Annotated in this window: 16 protein-coding genes; 14 read left to right on the top strand and 2 right to left on the bottom strand. The window is 65.8% G+C overall.

Features of this window, described 5'->3' with window-relative positions; translation table 11 throughout:
- Positions 1-26: 26 nt before the first annotated feature.
- The 14 genes from dop (at position 27) to ACR65J_RS08805 (ending at position 15,544) form a co-directional block, all read left to right on the top strand.
- Positions 27-1,646: a depupylase/deamidase Dop gene (dop, locus tag ACR65J_RS08870; protein ID WP_440168017.1), complete on the top strand. Its 1,620-nt coding sequence runs from the start codon at positions 27-29 to the stop codon at positions 1,644-1,646.
- An 84-nt stretch (positions 1,647-1,730) separates the two neighbouring features.
- Positions 1,731-1,934, top strand: coding sequence for a ubiquitin-like protein Pup (locus tag ACR65J_RS08865; protein WP_015937113.1), 204 nt, complete (start codon positions 1,731-1,733; stop codon positions 1,932-1,934).
- Positions 1,935-2,013: 79 nt separating this feature from the next.
- Positions 2,014-2,835 (top strand): proteasome subunit beta, encoded by an 822-nt coding sequence (prcB, locus tag ACR65J_RS08860; protein ID WP_224026099.1) that lies wholly within the window; start codon positions 2,014-2,016, stop codon positions 2,833-2,835.
- Between the two features lies 1 nt (position 2,836).
- Complete coding sequence (gene prcA, locus ACR65J_RS08855) at positions 2,837-3,547, top strand: proteasome subunit alpha (RefSeq protein WP_224026100.1); 711 nt, start codon at positions 2,837-2,839, stop codon at positions 3,545-3,547.
- Between the two features lie 9 nt (positions 3,548-3,556).
- Positions 3,557-4,921 carry a Pup--protein ligase gene (gene pafA / locus ACR65J_RS08850; RefSeq protein ID WP_440167893.1) on the top strand — a complete coding sequence of 455 codons (1,365 nt, stop codon included), beginning with the start codon at positions 3,557-3,559 and terminating at the stop codon, positions 4,919-4,921.
- 116 nt (positions 4,922-5,037) lie between these two features.
- Entirely contained in the window at positions 5,038-6,006 is a 969-nt protein-coding gene (locus ACR65J_RS08845; protein ID WP_440167891.1) for an FKBP-type peptidyl-prolyl cis-trans isomerase, read from the top strand.
- 63 nt (positions 6,007-6,069) lie between these two features.
- Positions 6,070-6,465, top strand: coding sequence for an FKBP-type peptidyl-prolyl cis-trans isomerase (locus ACR65J_RS08840; protein WP_440167889.1), 396 nt, complete (start codon positions 6,070-6,072; stop codon positions 6,463-6,465).
- Between the two features lie 92 nt (positions 6,466-6,557).
- Positions 6,558-8,546 (top strand): helix-turn-helix transcriptional regulator, encoded by a 1,989-nt coding sequence (locus tag ACR65J_RS08835; RefSeq protein ID WP_440167887.1) that lies wholly within the window; start codon positions 6,558-6,560, stop codon positions 8,544-8,546.
- Between the two features lie 10 nt (positions 8,547-8,556).
- Positions 8,557-8,901: a hypothetical protein gene (locus ACR65J_RS08830; protein ID WP_440167885.1), complete on the top strand. Its 345-nt coding sequence runs from the start codon at positions 8,557-8,559 to the stop codon at positions 8,899-8,901.
- Between the two features lie 32 nt (positions 8,902-8,933).
- Positions 8,934-9,209: a Sec-independent protein translocase subunit TatA gene (gene tatA / locus ACR65J_RS08825; RefSeq protein ID WP_440167883.1), complete on the top strand. Its 276-nt coding sequence runs from the start codon at positions 8,934-8,936 to the stop codon at positions 9,207-9,209.
- A 48-nt stretch (positions 9,210-9,257) separates the two neighbouring features.
- A complete protein-coding gene (tatC, locus tag ACR65J_RS08820; RefSeq protein ID WP_440167881.1) occupies positions 9,258-10,052 on the top strand; it encodes a twin-arginine translocase subunit TatC in 795 nt (264 codons plus the stop codon).
- Positions 10,053-10,072: 20 nt separating this feature from the next.
- On the top strand, positions 10,073-12,985 hold the full coding sequence (locus ACR65J_RS08815) for a DEAD/DEAH box helicase (protein ID WP_440167879.1): 2,913 nt from the start codon (positions 10,073-10,075) through the stop codon (positions 12,983-12,985).
- 57 nt (positions 12,986-13,042) lie between these two features.
- Positions 13,043-14,704 carry an amidohydrolase gene (locus ACR65J_RS08810; protein WP_440167877.1) on the top strand — a complete coding sequence of 554 codons (1,662 nt, stop codon included), beginning with the start codon at positions 13,043-13,045 and terminating at the stop codon, positions 14,702-14,704.
- Positions 14,705-14,800: 96 nt separating this feature from the next.
- A complete protein-coding gene (locus ACR65J_RS08805; RefSeq protein ID WP_440167875.1) occupies positions 14,801-15,544 on the top strand; it encodes a polyprenol monophosphomannose synthase in 744 nt (247 codons plus the stop codon).
- A 97-nt stretch (positions 15,545-15,641) separates the two neighbouring features.
- Here the strand turns inward: ACR65J_RS08805 and ACR65J_RS08800 are convergent, their stop codons facing one another.
- Entirely contained in the window at positions 15,642-15,989 is a 348-nt protein-coding gene (locus ACR65J_RS08800) for an RNA polymerase-binding protein RbpA (protein ID WP_026266052.1), read from the bottom strand.
- A gap of 244 nt (positions 15,990-16,233) precedes the next feature.
- Entirely contained in the window at positions 16,234-17,184 is a 951-nt protein-coding gene (locus ACR65J_RS08795; protein ID WP_440167873.1) for an SPFH domain-containing protein, read from the bottom strand.
- Between the last annotated feature and the right edge of the window lie 17 nt (positions 17,185-17,201).

The following is a 17,201-nucleotide window of genomic DNA, read 5'->3' as shown; positions in this document are numbered from 1 at the left end:
GGGAGGCACTCCCCGCCGGCGGGGCCATGCGGGTCATGGGGGCCGAAACCGAATACGGCATCCACGCTCCGTCCGCCCCTTCCGCCAACGCCACGATGATGAGTGCCCGCGTGGTGCAGGCCTATGCCCAGGTCACGCGGCAGCGGGCTGCCGGCGGAGCCGAGACCCGCTGGGATTACACGGATGAGGAGCCGCTGCACGACGCCCGGGGCTGGACCATGGACCGGGGGGCTGCTCACCCCAGCCAGCTGACCGACCAGCCGCCGGTGCTCGACGCTGAGGCGGTGGCCCTGGCCTATGGCCGCGAGGAACTGGAGCTTGACGGGCAGGACGAGTCGGGGACCCTCCTGATGAACATGGTCCTCGGCAATGGCGCGCGGCTGTATGTCGACCATGCCCACCCCGAATACTCAAGCCCGGAGGTCACCAATCCGCGGGACGCGGTGGTCTGGGATGCTGCCGGGGACCTGGTGGGTCTGGCGGCCGTGCGCCGCCTGGCCGCGGACCCCGCCCTGCCGCCGGTCAACCTCTACAAGAACAACACGGACAACAAGTCCGTGTCGTACGGTTCGCACGAGAATTACCTCATGCCCAGGTCCGTGCCGTTCGGGGACATCGTGCGCGGGCTGACACCGTTTTTCGTCAGCCGCCAGGTGGTGTGCGGAGCGGGCCGGCTGGGAATAGGGCAGGACAGTTCCACCCCGGGCTTCCAGGTCAGCCAGCGCGCGGACTTCTTCGAAGCCGAGGTGGGCCTGGAAACCACCATCCGCAGGCCCATCATCAACACCAGGGACGAGCCCCACGCCACAGCCGACAAGTACCGGCGCCTGCACGTGATCATCGGGGACGCAAACCTCAGCCAGGTGTCCAACTACCTGAAATTCGGCACCACCGCCCTGGTCCTCAGCCTCATCGAGGCCGGACTGGCACCGAAAATCGAGGTCTACGAACCCGTCGCCGCACTGAAGACGGTGAGCCACGACACCTCGCTGACCGCCAAGCTGCGTCTGCTGGACGGCAGGCGCGTCACGGCCCTGGACCTTCAGTGGATGTACCACGAGGCCGCGGCCAAGCTCGCCCAGGACACTGGCGTGGGGGACGCGTTGGACGGCGACGGGCATACCTACGACGTCCTGGAACGGTGGGCGTCCGTTCTCACCCAGCTCGACAGCGACAGGGCCGCTGCCGCCACGTCAGTTGAGTGGCTGGCCAAGCTTTCCCTGTTGGACGGCTACCGCCAGCGCGACGGCCTGGGCTGGAATGATGCCCGCCTGGGCCTGGTGGACCTCCAGTGGGCGGACATCAGGCCCGAGAAAGGCCTCTACTACCGGCTCCTGTCCAGGAACCGGATGCAGCGCGTGGTCGAGGACTCCGCCATCGCTGCTGCTGTAGCAGAGCCGCCGGCCGATACCCGGGCGTTCTTCCGCGGGAAGTGCATCAGCAGCTTCGGCAAGGATGTCGTGGGCGCAAGCTGGGATTCGGTCATCTTCGACGTGCCCGGCTACGGGAGGCTGCAGCGGGTGCCCACCAGGGAGCCGCTGAGGGGAACCAAAGCCCTGACCGGAGCGTTGTTCGAGCGCTACCGGGAAGCGGGTCCGTTCCTCGGCGAACTGCTCGGACACAACAGCACTCCGCCTGCGGCGTAAACCGCGCCGGAACGCCCATCCCGTGGCAGGATGGGCTTATCGGAGGATCCGCCGGATCCACCGACGGAAAAAGGAGGGAAACCAATGGCAGGCCAGGAGCAGCAGCAGCCGCAGTCACGTGACAGCCAGGTCGACGAAGACATCCCCGAGGCACCCCCGGCACCGCCCGAGGCGCAGGCATCGGCATCGACCGAAGGCGTGGACGACCTTCTCGACGAGATCGACGGTGTCCTGGAATCCAACGCCGAGGAGTTCGTCCGGGCATTCGTCCAAAAGGGCGGCCAATAACCCGGACGGCTGGGTGGCGGAAGCCGCGGACGGCCGGGATCTGTACCGACGTTGAAGTACCACGTTCAAGGAGTGATGAGTGCAGGAATCAACCGCCAACCAGGTAGCCGCCAACGCCACCTCGTCCTTTACCGAGCACCTGCAGCGGGACCGGCCAGAGCTACTGCCCTTCAGCCGGTCCCTCCAGGGTGGCGCGTCGGTGGCTGCCCCGGTCCAGGTTCCCCATGCCACCACCATCGTTGCCATGAGCTACGGCGGCGGCGTCCTGATGGCGGGCGACCGGCGGGCAACCATGGGGAACGTCATTGCGAGCAGGCACATCGAGAAGGTCTTCCCGGCTGACCACTTCTCCGTCCTCGGCATTGCAGGAACAGCCGGCATAGCAATTGACCTGACCCGGCTTTTCCAGGTTGAACTTGAGCACTACGAAAAGATAGAAGGAACCCAGCTCAGCCTTGAAGGCAAGGCAAACCGGCTGGGTGCCATGATCAGGGGCAACCTTCCCTTGGCCCTGCAGGGCCTTGCAGTGGTGCCCCTGTTCGCCGGTTTCGACACCAGCGCAGGCGTCGGCCGGCTGTTTTCCTATGACGTCACCGGCGGCAGGTACGAGGAACACGAACACCACACCGTCGGCTCCGGCTCCGTCTTCGCGCGCGGTGCGCTGAAGAAGCTTTGGCGGCCCAATCTCACGGCCGAGCAGGCCCTTTCCGTTGCGGTCGAATCGCTGTATGACGCTGCCGACGACGATTCCGCAACGGGCGGCCCGGACACGGTCCGGCAGTTGTGGCCGGTGGTCTATACGGTGGACAGGACAGGTGCCCGGCGGGTGCCCGAGCCGGAACTCGCGGCTGCGTCGCGCAGCGTGATCGAAGCGCGCACCATCGCCGGACGGGAGGCCTGAGATGACCCAGCAGTTCTATGTCTCACCAGAACAACTGATGAAGGACCGCGCGGATTTCGCGCGGAAAGGCATCGCCCGCGGCCGCTCAGTGGTTGTCATCAGCTGCGCCGACGGGATCGCCCTCGTAGCCGAGAACCCTTCGCCGTCCCTGCACAAGATCGGCGAGATCTACGACAAAATCGCGTTCGCCGCCGTCGGCAAGTACAACGAATTCGAAAGCCTCCGCCAGGCCGGCGTCCGCTACGCCGACGTCCGCGGATACTCGTACGACCGCGAGGACGTCACCGCCCGCGGCCTGGCCAGTGTGTACGCCCAAAGCCTGGGCGCTGTCTTCACCGCCGAGCAAAAGCCCTTCGAGGTGGAACTCGCCGTTGCCGAAGTAGGGTCCTCGCAGGCCGAGGACCACCTCTACCGGCTGACGTTCGACGGCTCGATTGCCGACGAGCACAGCTTTGTCGTCATGGGTGGACAGGCTGAGAAAGTGTCATCGGCCATCGATGCAGGATGGCAGGCCTCGCTGGGCTTCGCCGACGCCGTCCGGCTGGCCATCAAGGGACTTACGCCCGTCCAGGAAGGTGAGCAGCCCGCGGCGCCGTTGCCGCCAAGTGCATTGGAAGTGGCCGTCCTGGACCGGCTGTCCGAAAGCTCCCGCGGCACCCGGCGTGCCTTCCGCAGGCTGAACGACGCGGACATCACAGCACTGCTGGCCTAGGAGGACCACATGGACAAGAGAATCTTCGGCATCGAAACCGAGTTTGGGATCTCCTACTCGAGCCCCGACTCGAGGCCTCTTGCCCCGGAGGAGGTGGCGCGGTACCTGTTCCGGAAGGTGGTCAGCTGGGGGCGTTCCTCCAATGTGTTCCTCACCAACGGTTCCCGGCTGTACCTCGACGTCGGATCCCACCCCGAGTACGCGACGGCCGAGTGCGATGACCTTGCACAGCTGATCGCCCACGACCGTGCCGGCGAACTCATCCTTGACGACCTGGTGGATGAGGCCCAGGCGCGCCTTGCCGCTGAGGGCTTCAACGGCACCGTGTACCTGTTCAAGAACAACACCGATTCCGCAGGGAACTCGTACGGCAGCCATGAGAATTACCTGATTCCACGCCGGGGGGAATTTTCCCGCCTGGCTGAAATCCTGATTCCGTTCCTGGTCACCCGCCAGCTCATCGCCGGCGCAGGGAAGGTCCTGAAGACGCCCCACGGGGCCACCTATGCCTTCTCCCAGCGGGCCGACCACATCTGGGAAGGCGTCTCCTCCGCCACCACCCGTTCCCGGCCCATCATCAACACCCGGGACGAGCCGCATGCCGACGCCGAGTTCTACCGGCGGCTGCACGTCATCGTGGGGGACTCGAACATGTCCGAGGCGACGGCGCTGATGAAGGTCGGCACCGTGGACCTGGTCCTCCGGATGATTGAGGCCGGCGTGATCATGAGGGACATGCGGATGGAAAACCCCATCCGCAGCATCCGCGAAATTTCGCATGACCTCAGCGGGCGCGCGCTGGTCCGCCTGGCCAACGGACGGCAGCTCACCGCCCTTGAAATCCAGCAGGAGTACCTGTCCAAGGTGACAGCCTTCGTCAACGAGCATGGCGCCCACAACCCGCACGTTCCCGTGATCCTGGACCTGTGGGAGCGAACGCTGCATGCGATCGAGGCCGGCGATTCCAGGGGGATCGACACCGAAATCGACTGGGCCATCAAGAAGAAACTGATGGACAACTACCGCGAACGCCACGGCCTGGGCCTGGAGGCACCGCGCATCGCCCAGCTCGATCTGACCTACCATGATATTTCGCGCAGCCGCGGGCTGTTCTATCTCCTGCAGTCCCGGGGCGCGGTGCGCCGCATTGTTGATGACACGGTCATCAAGGGTGCCGTGGACGCGCCGCCACAGACCACCCGCGCCAAGCTGCGCGGCGACTTTGTCCGGCGGGCGCAGGAACTGGGGCGCGACTACACCGTGGACTGGGTGCACCTGAAACTCAACGACCGTGCCCACCAGACGATTCTGTGCAAGGATCCCTTCCGCAGCGTGGACGAACGCGTGGATGCGCTGTTGGACTCTATGGGCTGACGTCCAGTTTCAGGGTCTATTCTGGATAAGGTCCCTTTTAAGGGGGCCTTCCACGGCATTGTCCGCCGCCAGGCGGAATAGCCGTATCCACCCTGCCCCGACGAAAGTTTTACTACGTGCGCCGACTACTAGCAATCCTCCTTCCCGGCCTGTTGCTCCTGACTGCCTGCGGAGGTACAGCGTCCCAGCCCGAGCCCAGCAGCCAGTCCGCCGGGGAGACTGCAAAGCTCGACTCCCTCAAGCTGACCGACAACGGGGACAAAAAGGCCCCGGGTGTGGACTTCGACAAGCCCCTGGCCGTCACCCAGCCGACCATCAAGGTGGTTTCCGAAGGCAGCGGCGACACCGTCAAGGCAAACCAGGTAGCCAAGATCTCCATCCTGGCCCTGAATGGCACGGATGGATCCCAGCTGGAGGATACGTTCCCCAACGAGCCTGAAAGCCTGGAGCTGAACGATGAGCTCAAAACAGGCAGCGCTGTCATCTACAACGCTTTCATAGGTGCCAAAGTGGGATCCAGCCTGGCCCTGGCCGTGCCCGGCCAGCAGAGTGCACCGTCGGCAAGCCCCAGCCCATCAGACGGCGCCAGCCCCAGCCCCAGCGCTGCAGCTGAACCCACCCAGCTGCTGATCATTAAAGTACTTTCGGCTTCGGACCCCACCCCCGTGCTGGACAAGCCGCAGGGTGAAACCGTGACGCCGCCGGCCGGCCTGCCGACGGTGACCGAAAAGGACGGTGTACCGGAAATCAACGTTGCAGGTGCGCCCGCCCCCACGGCACTCGTGTCGCAGGACCTGATCAAGGGCACCGGCGCCACCGTCAAGGAATCCGACACCCTGACCGTGAACTACGTTGGCGTCAACCTCTCCGACGGCACCAAGTTCGATTCCAGCTTCGACCGCGGCCAGCCTGCCACCTTCCCGCTCTCGGGCGTTATCAAGGGCTGGACCCAGGGCCTCGCGGGTAAGACCGTGGGCTCCCGCGTCCTGCTGGTCATCCCCAAGGACCTGGCCTACGGAGACGCCGGCCAGGGCCAGGCAAAGGGCGACCTGGTCTTCGTAGTGGACATCCTCGGGGTCAAGTAGCAAGACTTACAGGGACGCCGCGTCCTTCGCGGCACCCATCACCACTCACTCATAGGAGCAAGCATGTCGTTTGGACAGCGGGAATTCGACCGCCAGAAGCCCGAGATCGACTTCCCGGAAGGCGACGTCCCCACGGAACTCGTCATCACCGACCTCATCGAGGGTGACGGCGAGGAAGCCAAGGCAGGGGACACCGTCTCCACCCACTACGTCGGCGTTGCCTGGTCCACAGGCGAAGAATTCGACGCCTCCTGGGGCCGCGGCGCACCGCTGGACTTCCGCGTCGGCGTCGGCCAGGTCATCCAGGGTTGGGACCAGGGCCTCCTGGGCATGAAGGTCGGCGGCCGCCGCCGCCTGGAGATCCCGTCGGAGCTGGCCTACGGCTCGCGCGGCGCCGGCGGTGCCATTGCCCCCAACGAGGCACTGATCTTTGTCGTGGACCTCGTCGCCGTCCGCTGACGAAGTCCAGGGAGCGCGGCAGCACGGAGGATATCCCTCCCGTGCTGCCGCGCTTTCTGCTTTCCCCGGAGGAGTTTAGTAACGTAACCAAGGTGTCCGTATCCCGTACTGAACGACTCCTCAACCTGCTGATTGCGCTGCTCAACACCCGTTACGGGTTGCGACGCAACGAGTTGCGCGAGAAGGTCTACCACGACACCTCCGGCAATGACGTCGCCTTCGGGCGGATGTTCGAGCGGGACAAGAACGACCTGAGGTCCATGGGGTTCGAGGTGGAAACCCTGACGGACCTGGGCTGGAGCGAGGACGACCCCGCCACTACCAGGTACCGGATCGGCAAGGAGTCCAGCCGCCTCCCGGACGTCCAGCTGGGACCGGAGGAATGGACCGTCCTCCTGCTGGCTTCCCAGCTTTGGGAGCGCGCAGCTTTGGGGACGGCTGCCCAAAGCGCACTGCGTAAACTCCAGGCATCAGGAAGGCTGGCCGAGGTGGAACTGCCGGCAGGCGTCCAGCCACGGATCAAACCGGCCGGGCAGGCCTTCGACGACATCGTTGCCGCCATGCATGCCCGGCATGCCGTCAGCTTCACGTACCTTGCCGGGAGCACCGGCAAGGAGGAGGAACGGCTTGTCGAGCCCTGGGGCCTCGGCAGCCGCTTCGGCCAGTGGTACCTCATGGGCTACGACCGGGCCCGGAACGCGCCCCGGCATTTCCGGCTGTCCCGAATCACCAGCGCGGTGACCACCCTCACCAGGGAGCAGTACGTTCCGCCCTCCGGCTTCAGCATCCGTGACGAACTGGCCCGGCTGCCTGAACTACCGCTGCGCACCGCCGTCGTGGACGTCCGGCACGAGCGCCTGCTGTCGCTGCGCCGACGGGCCCTTGACGGCTCCCGGCACCACCAGGCTCCCGGCGCGCCTGCGGATGGCTACGACCGGATGGTCCTGGAGTACCGCGACCCGGAAATCCTTGCCGAAGAGCTTGCCTCCTACGGACCCGATGCCCTGGCAGTGGAGCCCGCCGGACTTGCAGGGGCGGTGCGGCGCCGGCTGCAGGCCGCGGCCGACTTCAGCGTTTCGCCCGTCCCCGCCTATGCGTTCCCGGATGCCCGCGCCCGGACCGCCCGGAAGGGGACCTCAGAAGACCAGCTCAAGCGCATGCTGCAGTTGGTCCCGTTCCTTGTCCACAACCAGGGCCTGCACATCCAGGACGTTGCAAATCACTTCGGCGTCACCCGGGAAGAGCTGGAGGCCGACCTCCGGATCCTCATCTGCTCCGGCTTGCCCGAGGGGTATCCGGACGACCTGCTCGACATCCAGTGGGAGGACGACCACGTCTTCATCACCCAGGACCTCGACCTGAAGAAGCCGGTCCGGTTCACCGTGGCGGAGGCTTGTGCCCTCCTGACCGGCCTTGAAACGCTCAACGGCCTGCCGGACCTGCCCGGCGGCGGCGCCCTGGAAACGGTCACGTTGAAGCTGCTGGCCGCGGCCGGGGAGGAAGGACTCCGCGCCGCCTCCATCGCCGGGCCACAGGTGGCTCCGGCGGACGCCTCGACCCATGCCACGGTGCGCCACGCCATCGAGTCCGGTTCCCAGCTCCACCTGACCTACCTTTCGCCGCAGCGCGACGCGGTCACCGAGCGCGATGTGGACCCCCTGCGGCTCTACTCCCTGGACAACATCTGGTATTTCGAAGCCTGGTGCCACTTGGTGGACGGGCTGCGGAACTTCCGGCTGGACCGCGTGCAGGACGTGCGGCCCAGCGGCCGTCCCGCCAGCATGCACGGGCCACCGGACGGAGGCGTTCCCGCCAAACTTTTCACAGCGAACGACGACGACACAACAGTCACCGTCCAGCTCACCCGGCAGGGGAGGGGACTGGCGGATGACTACTACGCAGAGCGCACCGCAGAGTTGCCCGACGGCGGGCTGGTGGCAGAGATCCGCTTCGGCAACACAGCGTGGCTTCCCATGTTCGTGGCCCAGCACGGCGGTTCGGCCCGCATCCTGGCTCCGGCCTCACTGGCTGACGCCGCGCGGGACTGGCTGGCGGCGTCGCTGGACAGGTACGCCGGATAGACTTCTCAGCATGCCTTGGTGGTCCTGGATTCTCATATGGGTGGCGCTCGTCGCCGTGTCCCTGCTGTTCTATGTCCTGCTGGGCATCCGTCTCTTCCGCCAATTCATGGCGACTATGAAGGACCTCAGCGCCGCCGGTGAAAAGCTGGGGCACCTGAACCCGGTCGACGTGCAGGAATCCACAGGCACGCGACAGCCGTTGCCGGGTTCTGCCGTTTTTGCCTCACCCGCCGCGATGCGACATGATTACGAGGCATCCAAATCGGCCCGGCGCGAAGACCGCCGCCGCCGGCGAGTGCAGCGCAAAAAGGACCGGGGCCAGCCGCAGGCGCTCGGAGATCTCGACTTCACATAGAAGTAGGATGTATTTAGAGGAAAGGATTTCCCGTGGGAAGACTCTTTGATGGCCCCTGGCCGATCGTAATCATCATCGTCGTTGCTTTGCTTCTCTTCGCCGCCCCCAAGCTTCCGGCCATGGCCCGCAGTCTTGGACAGTCCATGCGGATCATCAAGTCCGAGGTCAAGGAAATGAAGAACGACGGCAAAGCCGACTCCACCGCCGACGCATCCGGCCCGGTGGAAGGCACCATCGTGAACCACCCCAAGGCGAAGCCCGGTGAGCCGACAGACGGCACTGACGTTCCGCCGTCGACCCGCGCCTGACCTCCCGTGGCACTGTCGCGGGCCCGTAAAGCCAATCCCGAGGGACGGATGTCCCTTTGGGAGCACCTCAAGGAGCTGAAGAACCGGCTGATCAAGTCGGCCATCGGCGTCGTCATCGGCGGTATTGGGGGCTGGATACTTTACGATCCGCTGCTGAAGGCCCTGGCCGAACCGGTCAACCGGATCTCGAATGAGACCGGGGGCCTTGCGGCCATCAACTTCGGCACCATCGCGTCACCTTTTGACTTCAAGCTGCAGATGTCGCTCCTCATCGGGGCGGTCATCTCCAGTCCTGTCTGGATCTACCAGCTCTGGGCCTTCATCACCCCGGGGCTGACGTCCAAGGAACGGCGCTACACGCTTGGCTATATGGCGGCTGCCATTCCGCTGTTCCTTGCCGGAATCTGGGTGGGCTGGCTTGTGGTCCCGCAGGTGGTCCACGCGTTGACCCAGTTCACCCCTGAAGGCTCCTCAAGCGTCATTGACGCCAGGACCTATATCGAGTTCGTCACCCGCATGGTACTGATGCTGGGACTGGCCTTCCTGGTCCCTGTGGTGCTGGTCGGCGTGAACATGGCGGGAATTGTTTCCGGCCGCACCATCCTGAAGGCCTGGCGCATCACCGTGTTCCTGGTGTTCGTCCTGGCAGCCATCGCAGCACCGGGTGCGGATGCCATCTCCATGTTCATGCTGGCCGGCCCTTTGCTGGCGCTCTTCTTCGCAGCGATCGGCATTTGCATCATGAACGACAAGCGCCGCGAACGCCGTGAGGCCAAACACGTCGAGGAGACCGAGTCCACTGCTGACATCGCCACCCCCAGCAGTGAACTTAAGAAGCTCTAGCCTGCCGCTAGGCTTGGGGTATGTCCTCCACCACCGGACCCTTCTCCGCCGGCCCCGTCGATCCTGATGAACTTTCGCCAGCCGAGAGATACCGTGCCAGCGCCGAGCGCCGGGCAGAGGCGGCCACGTACCTTGGGTCGTTCATCCGGACCCTGGACTTCGAGCTTGACGACTTTCAACGGCAGGCCTGCCTTTCGCTCCAGGAAGGCAGGGGAGTCCTGGTGGCGGCCCCGACCGGAGCCGGTAAGACCATCGTGGGGGAGTTCGCCATCTACCTCGCCCTGCAGCGGGGCCTGAAGGCTTTTTACACCACACCCATCAAGGCCCTCAGCAACCAGAAGTTCTCTGAGCTCAGCGACAAATACGGTGCGGACAACGTGGGCCTCCTCACCGGTGACACCAGCATCAACGGTGAAGCGCGGGTAGTGGTCATGACCACCGAAGTCCTCCGGAACATGCTGTACGCGGATTCCGCCACCCTGGACGATCTCGGATATGTGGTCATGGACGAGGTCCACTACCTTGCCGACCGGTTCCGGGGAGCAGTCTGGGAAGAGGTCATCATCCACCTGCCCAGCGAGGTCCAGGTCGCATCGCTCAGTGCAACCGTCTCCAACGCCGAGGAATTCGGCGCCTGGCTGGATACCGTCCGGGGGGACACGGACATCATCGTCTCCGAACACCGGCCGGTGCCCCTATGGCAGCACGTCATGGTGGGCCGGCAGATCATGGACCTCTTCGCGGGAGAAACCACCTTCGACGAGATCGCTCCGCCCGTCGAGGAAGAGGGGCAGCAGGCATCCAAGCCCGCCGAAACCGCCAAGGGCCGCGGCTTCGACGTCAATCCCGACCTCCTGACAGTTGCCCGCAGCGAAAGCCAGCAAAGCTTCCGCATCCGCGCCGGCGCCGGCCGCCGCGGCCAGCGTGGCCGAGGCGGATACGACCGCCCGGCGAGGAGCGAGCCAACGGGGGTCCGCCCCGCCAGCCGTCCCCAGGTGATCGCCAGCCTGGACCGGATGTACCTGCTGCCCGCCATCACCTTCATCTTCTCCCGCGCCGGCTGTGAGGCGGCCGTAGCGCAGTGCGTTGGTTCGGGCCTGTGGCTCACCACAGAGAAGGAGCAGCAGATTATCGCCCAGCGGGTGGACGAGGCCGGGCAGGACATTCCGCCGGACGACCTGGACGTGCTGGGTTTTTGGACGTGGCGGGACGGCCTGCTCCGGGGCTTTGCAGCCCACCATGCCGGCATGCTGCCCACCTTCAAGGAGGTGGTTGAAAAACTCTTCGCCGACGGCCTGGTCAAGGCTGTCTTCGCCACCGAGACCCTCGCCCTGGGCGTCAACATGCCCGCGCGCTCAGTGGTACTGGAAAAGCTGGACAAGTTCAACGGCGAAGCCCACGTGGACATCACCGCCGGTGAATACACCCAGCTCACCGGCCGGGCCGGCCGGCGCGGCATCGACGTCGAGGGCCACGCCGTAGTGCTGTGGCAGCCAGGGACGGACCCGACGGCGGTGGCCGGCCTGGCGTCCCGGCGAACCTATCCGCTGAACTCGAGTTTCCGGCCCACCTACAACATGAGCATCAACCTCCTGGCACAATTTGGGCGTGCCAGGGCGCGCGAAATCCTGGAGTCCTCGTTTGCCCAGTTCCAGGCCGACCGCTCCGTGGTGGGACTGGCCAGGCAGGTGCGGAGCCGCGAGGAGTCGCTTGCCGGTTATGCCAAATCCATGACCTGCCACCTGGGTGACTTCACGGAGTATGCCCGGCTGCGCAGGGAACTCTCCGATGCCGAGAGCGCCACCTCCCGGACCAAGTCACGCGTCCAGAAATCGCTCAGCGGCGACTCCCTGGCCCGCCTCCTGCCCGGGGACGTGGTCAACGTTCCCGGCGGACGTGCCCCGGGGCCCGCCGTCGTCCTCAGTTCCGACCACGGAAGCCGCGAACCCCGGCCGGCCGTGCTCACACTGGACAACCAGCTGCGCCGGATCGGAACGGACGACCTGGAGGGCCCCATCGCGCCGGTTACACGGGTCCGGATCCCCAAGTCCTTCAATGCAAAGGTGCCAAAATCCCGCCGGGACCTGGCATCCTCCGTCCGCAACGCACTGCGCGAGAACCGTCCGCCTGCTCCCGGCCAGAACCGCAACCATGACTTCGGCCGTGGCGCCGCCCTCCCCAACCAGGAGCGGCGGATCGCCGATCTGCGCCGGGCCCTGAAAGCCCATCCCTGCCACGGGTGCAGCGAACGCGAAGACCATGCCCGGTGGTCGGAGCGCTGGTGGAAGCTGCGGCGCGAAACGGACGGCCTGGTCCGCCAGATCCAGGGCCGCACCAACACCATCGCCAAGACCTTTGACCGGGTCTGCGACGTCCTGTCCGCCTACGGCTACCTGGAAGACGCCGGAGAGGGCCGGCTGAACATCAGCCCCGACGGCCAGCGGCTGCGCCGGATCTACGGTGAAAAGGACCTGCTGATCTCCCAGTCCCTGCGGCTGGGCGCGTTCAATGACCTGGACGCGGCGGAAGTTGCTGCCCTGGCCAGCGTCCTGGTCTACCAGGCTAAACGCGAAGACCGGGGCCTGCGGCCGCGCATGCCCAGTGTCTCCCTGGAAACCTCGGTGGACATCGTGGTCAAGGAATGGTCCGTCCTCGAAGACGTGGAAGAGGAGAACAAGCTTCCGCTGACCGGCGAACCTGAACTGGGCCTCGTCTGGCCGCTGTACAAGTGGGCCCGCGGACGCCACCTGCAGGATGTCCTGAGCGGCACCGACCTTGCCGCCGGCGATTTTGTCCGCTGGGTCAAGCAGGTGGTGGACCTGTTGGACCAGCTCGCAAAGATCCCCGGCCTTGACCCGCGCCTGGCACGGCTCTGCGCCGAGGCGATCAACCTCATCCGCCGCGGCGTCGTGGCCTACTCTTCCGTCCTCTAAACCCTCAACCTTTGCCGGCTGCAACCGGCCTGCCCACCTCCCAGGAGTCCTGCCTTTATGCCCCGCCCTGATGCAACCCCCAGCAACAAAGCCCGTCCCGCCCCGGTGCTGTACCGCAATGGATCCGTGTACACGGCGGCGGACCCGTTCGCCACGGCCATGCTGGTGGATGGGGACACAGTTGCCTGGGTGGGATCGGAGCAGGCGGCGTCGTCCATTGCCGACGGCACCATGGACATTATCGACCTCCGCGGCGCCCTGGTTGCACCGGGCTTCGTGGACTCACACATGCACCTGACCGAAACCGGAATCGCCCTGGAGTCGCTCCAGCTGGGCGCACTCACCTCAGCCCGGGCAGTGCTGGATGCAGTCGCGGGGGCCGGCGGGGACGGGCCGGTGCTCGGCCATGGGTGGGACGAGAGCATGTGGGCGGACCCCACCCTGCCCAGCGCGGAAGAACTTGACCGGGCGGCCGGGGGCAGGCCCGTGTACCTTTCGCGGGTGGACGTGCACTCGGCGCTGGTGTCCACGTCCCTGGCACAGTCTGCGGAGCTTCAGGGCAAGGCCGGGTACGACGGCGGCGCCCGGGTGACGCGGGCGGCACACGAGGCTGCCCGGCTGGCAACGCGGCAGCTGCCGCAGGATGCGCTGAAGCGGCTCCAGGCCCGCGCCCTGGCGGAAGCAGCTGCCAACGGGTACGTTGCCCTCGCGGAAATGGGTGCGCCCCATATCGGCGGCGCCCATGACCTGCGGCTCGCTGCAGGATGGAACGCCGGCGAGGCCGGGCAGCCCCGCTATCCCGAAGTAATGCCGTACTGGGGCGGGCTGGTCTCGTCCGAGGAGCAGGCCCGCGCGCTGGTGACAGAGCTGGGGGCGGGAGTCCGCGGCCTTGCAGGCGACCTGAACATCGACGGGTCCTTGGGGTCCCGTACCGCCGCCCTCCGCACTGGATACAGCGATGCCGGCCAGGAGCGCGGCACCCTCTACCTGGGCGTCGAAGAGGCCGCAGCCCACCTGGCCGCCTGCTCCCTGGCCGGAATCCAGGGCGGGTTCCACGTGATTGGTGACGCCGGACTCGACGCTGCGCTGGAAGCGCTGGACCTGGCGGCCAAGGAAGTGGGGGAGCAGCGGGTGCGCGCCGCCGGCCACCGGTTCGAACATGTGGAGATGGCTGATGCGGCAGCCGTGGCAAAGCTGGCCCATTACTCCGTGACCGTCAGCGCGCAGCCATCCTTCGACGCGGCCTGGGGCGGCCCCGGAGGCGTGTATGAGCGGCGGCTGGGCGACCGAAGCCGGTCAATGAATCCGTTCGCCGCGTTCTACTCCGCCGGCGTTCCTGTCTGCTTCGGCAGCGACAGCCCCGTCACGCCCCTCCGTCCCTGGTCCAGCGTGCGCGCCTGCGTGGAACACCACAACCCGGACCAGCGTATTTCGGCGCGGGCAGCGTTCCTTGGCCACACCCGGGCCGGTTGGCGTGCCGCCCGGCACGCCAACCCCATGGCCGGGCAACTCGTTCCCGGCGCTCCGGCCAGCTTTGCCGTGTGGGAAGTGGAAGAACTGATGGTCCAGGTGGCTGACGGACGGGTGCAGTCCTGGAGCACGGACCCCCGGGCCAGGACACCGCTGCTGCCGGCCCTGGACACAGGCTCGGAGCCGGTCTGCCTTCAAACCGTGAAAGACGGCGCCGAACTGTTTGGCAGCCCGGCCCTGCGTTCCTGATCCCGCAAGCTGCCGCCCCTATAATGGGGAGTTGCGCCCGCCGCCGGCACGTCCGGCGTTCGGTGCACCGACCACTTCCACCCGGAAAGGCCCTCTGTGCGCGTCCTTACGATCATTCCCACCTACAACGAACTGGAATCGCTGCCCAAGACGCTCCAGCGCCTGCGGAAGGCCGTTCCGGCGTCGGACGTGCTGGTGGTCGATGACAACAGCCCCGACGGCACCGGCCAACTTGCCGACGGCTTCGCTGCCGAAGACTCCCAGGTCCATGTCCTGCACCGCAAGGGCAAGGAAGGGCTGGGCGCCGCCTACATCGCAGGGTTCAGGTGGGGCCTGGAGGCCGGCTACGACGTCTTGGTGGAAATGGACGCTGACGGCTCCCACCAGCCCGAGCAGCTTCCCCAGCTGCTGGAAGCCGTGGAACAAGGCGCCGACCTGGCCATGGGCTCGCGCTGGGTTCCGGGCGGAAGCGTGGTTAACTGGCCGCTGTACCGCCAGGCCATCTCACGCGTGGGCAGCACCTATGCACGCCTGATGCTCGCACTGCCCATCAAGGACGTCACCGGCGGCTACCGTGCGTTCCGCAGGACCACCCTGGAGAAACTCAACCTGGACCAGGTGGACTCGGTGGGCTACGGCTTCCAGGTGGACCTGGCCTGGCGGGTCGCCAAACTGGGCTTGCGCATCGAGGAACGCCCCATCACCTTTGTGGAGCGCGAACTGGGTGCCTCGAAGATGAGTGGCAACATCGTGGTCGAAGCCATGATCAATGTCACCAAATGGGGATTGGCCGCCCGCTGGAATACGCTGGCCGGCAAGCTGAAGAACAAGCAGGCGTAGGTTTTCCCCAGCCCGCGGATCCCGGCCTCCCGGAGGCACGAAAAAGGGGGTGTCCCCGCACGATGGTGCGGGGACACCCCCTTTTGCGTGGCTGGCCTTAGGCCGAGCGGCGCTCTCCGCGGCGTTCGCGCAGGATGGTCAGGCGGTCCTCGAGGATCTGTTCGAGTTCAGGCAGGGAGCGGCGTTCCAGCAGCATGTCCCAGTGGGTGCGGACTGCCTTGTCATTGCTGGTGTCCGGCTTTTCACCGTCAACCAGGAGCGCTTCCTTACCGGTCTTGGAGACCCACACCGGAGGAATTTCCGCCTCGGAGGAGAACGTGACGAAGACCTGCTCGCCATCTGCGCAACGGTATTCGACCCGCTGGCGCGGAGCCGGCTCAACTCCGGACTCGGTCTCCATGCTCTGCGCACCAAGGCGCATGCCCCGCAGGCTGCGATCGCTCATGATTTCTCCCTCTGGTCGGTTCGCGGATGAAATCTCCGCGCTAGCCGGTGGCACCGTGGCACCGCCGGACTACTTTGTGCACTGTGCTGCATCATAGGATTCAACGCATTACGAAGCTTGGTTGTTCCAGCTGATATTCTCCTGCCGGACAAATACCCAATTATACGTCGGTTATCCCTTACAGGACAAAACGGGGAGGGTTTGGGGCGTGCGCCGCCAGACCCTCCCCGTTTTCCCGTGATGCTTACGGCTGGGACTGCTCACCAGCGGGCAGGTCCTGGAACAGCGGCCCGGCAGCGGACCCTTCCGCACCGGTGCCGCCGAGTGCGTTGCCAATTCCCTTCAGGGCTTCCCCGACTTCGCTGGGGATGATCCAGAGCTTGTTCGCCGAGCCTTCGGCGAGCTTGGGCAGCGTCTGAAGGTATTGGTAGGCCAGCAGTTTCTGGTCCGGGTTTCCCTTGTGGATGGCGTCGAAGACCTTCTGGATGGCCTGCGATTCGCCGTCCGCACGAAGGATGGCGGCCTTGGCTTCGCCCTCTGCGGCCAGGATGGACGCCTGCCGTTGGCCCTCCGCGGTGAGGATGGCCGACTGTTTGGTTCCCTCAGCTGTCAGGATGGCGGCACGGCGGTCGCGTTCGGCACGCATCTGCTTCTCCATGGAGTCCTGGATGGAGTGGGGCGGATCGATGGCCTTCAGTTCCACCCGTGAAACCCTGATGCCCCAGCGGCCGGTGGCCTCGTCCAGGACGCCGCGGAGCTGTCCGTTGATCTGGTCACGGGACGTGAGGGCTTCCTCCAGGTTGAGGCCGCCCACCACGTTGCGCAGGGTGGTGGTGGTGAGCTGTTCCACTGCCTGGATGTAGTTGGCGATCTCGTAGGTGGCCGCGCGCGGGTCCGTTACCTGGAAGTAGACCACCGTATCGATGGAGACCACCAGGTTGTCTTCGGTAATAACGGGCTGCGGCGGAAAGGACACCACCTGCTCGCGCAGATCCAGGAGCGGCAGGAGCCGGTCCACAAAAGGAATCAGGATGGTCAGGCCAGGATTCAGTGTCCGCTGGTATTTGCCGAGCCGTTCAACGACGCCGGCGCGGGCTTGCGGAATGATCCGGACGGACCGGACCAAAACGATGATGACAAAGACGATCAGAACCACCAGCACAATGGCCAGTGCGGTTCCGCCTGCGTTTTCCATACAACTCCTTGTTCCCC

The organism is Arthrobacter sp. SAFR-044 (assembly GCF_059414985.1).
Note: the sequence above shows the minus strand (reverse complement) of the source record. Positions and strands in the feature narration are given on the sequence as shown.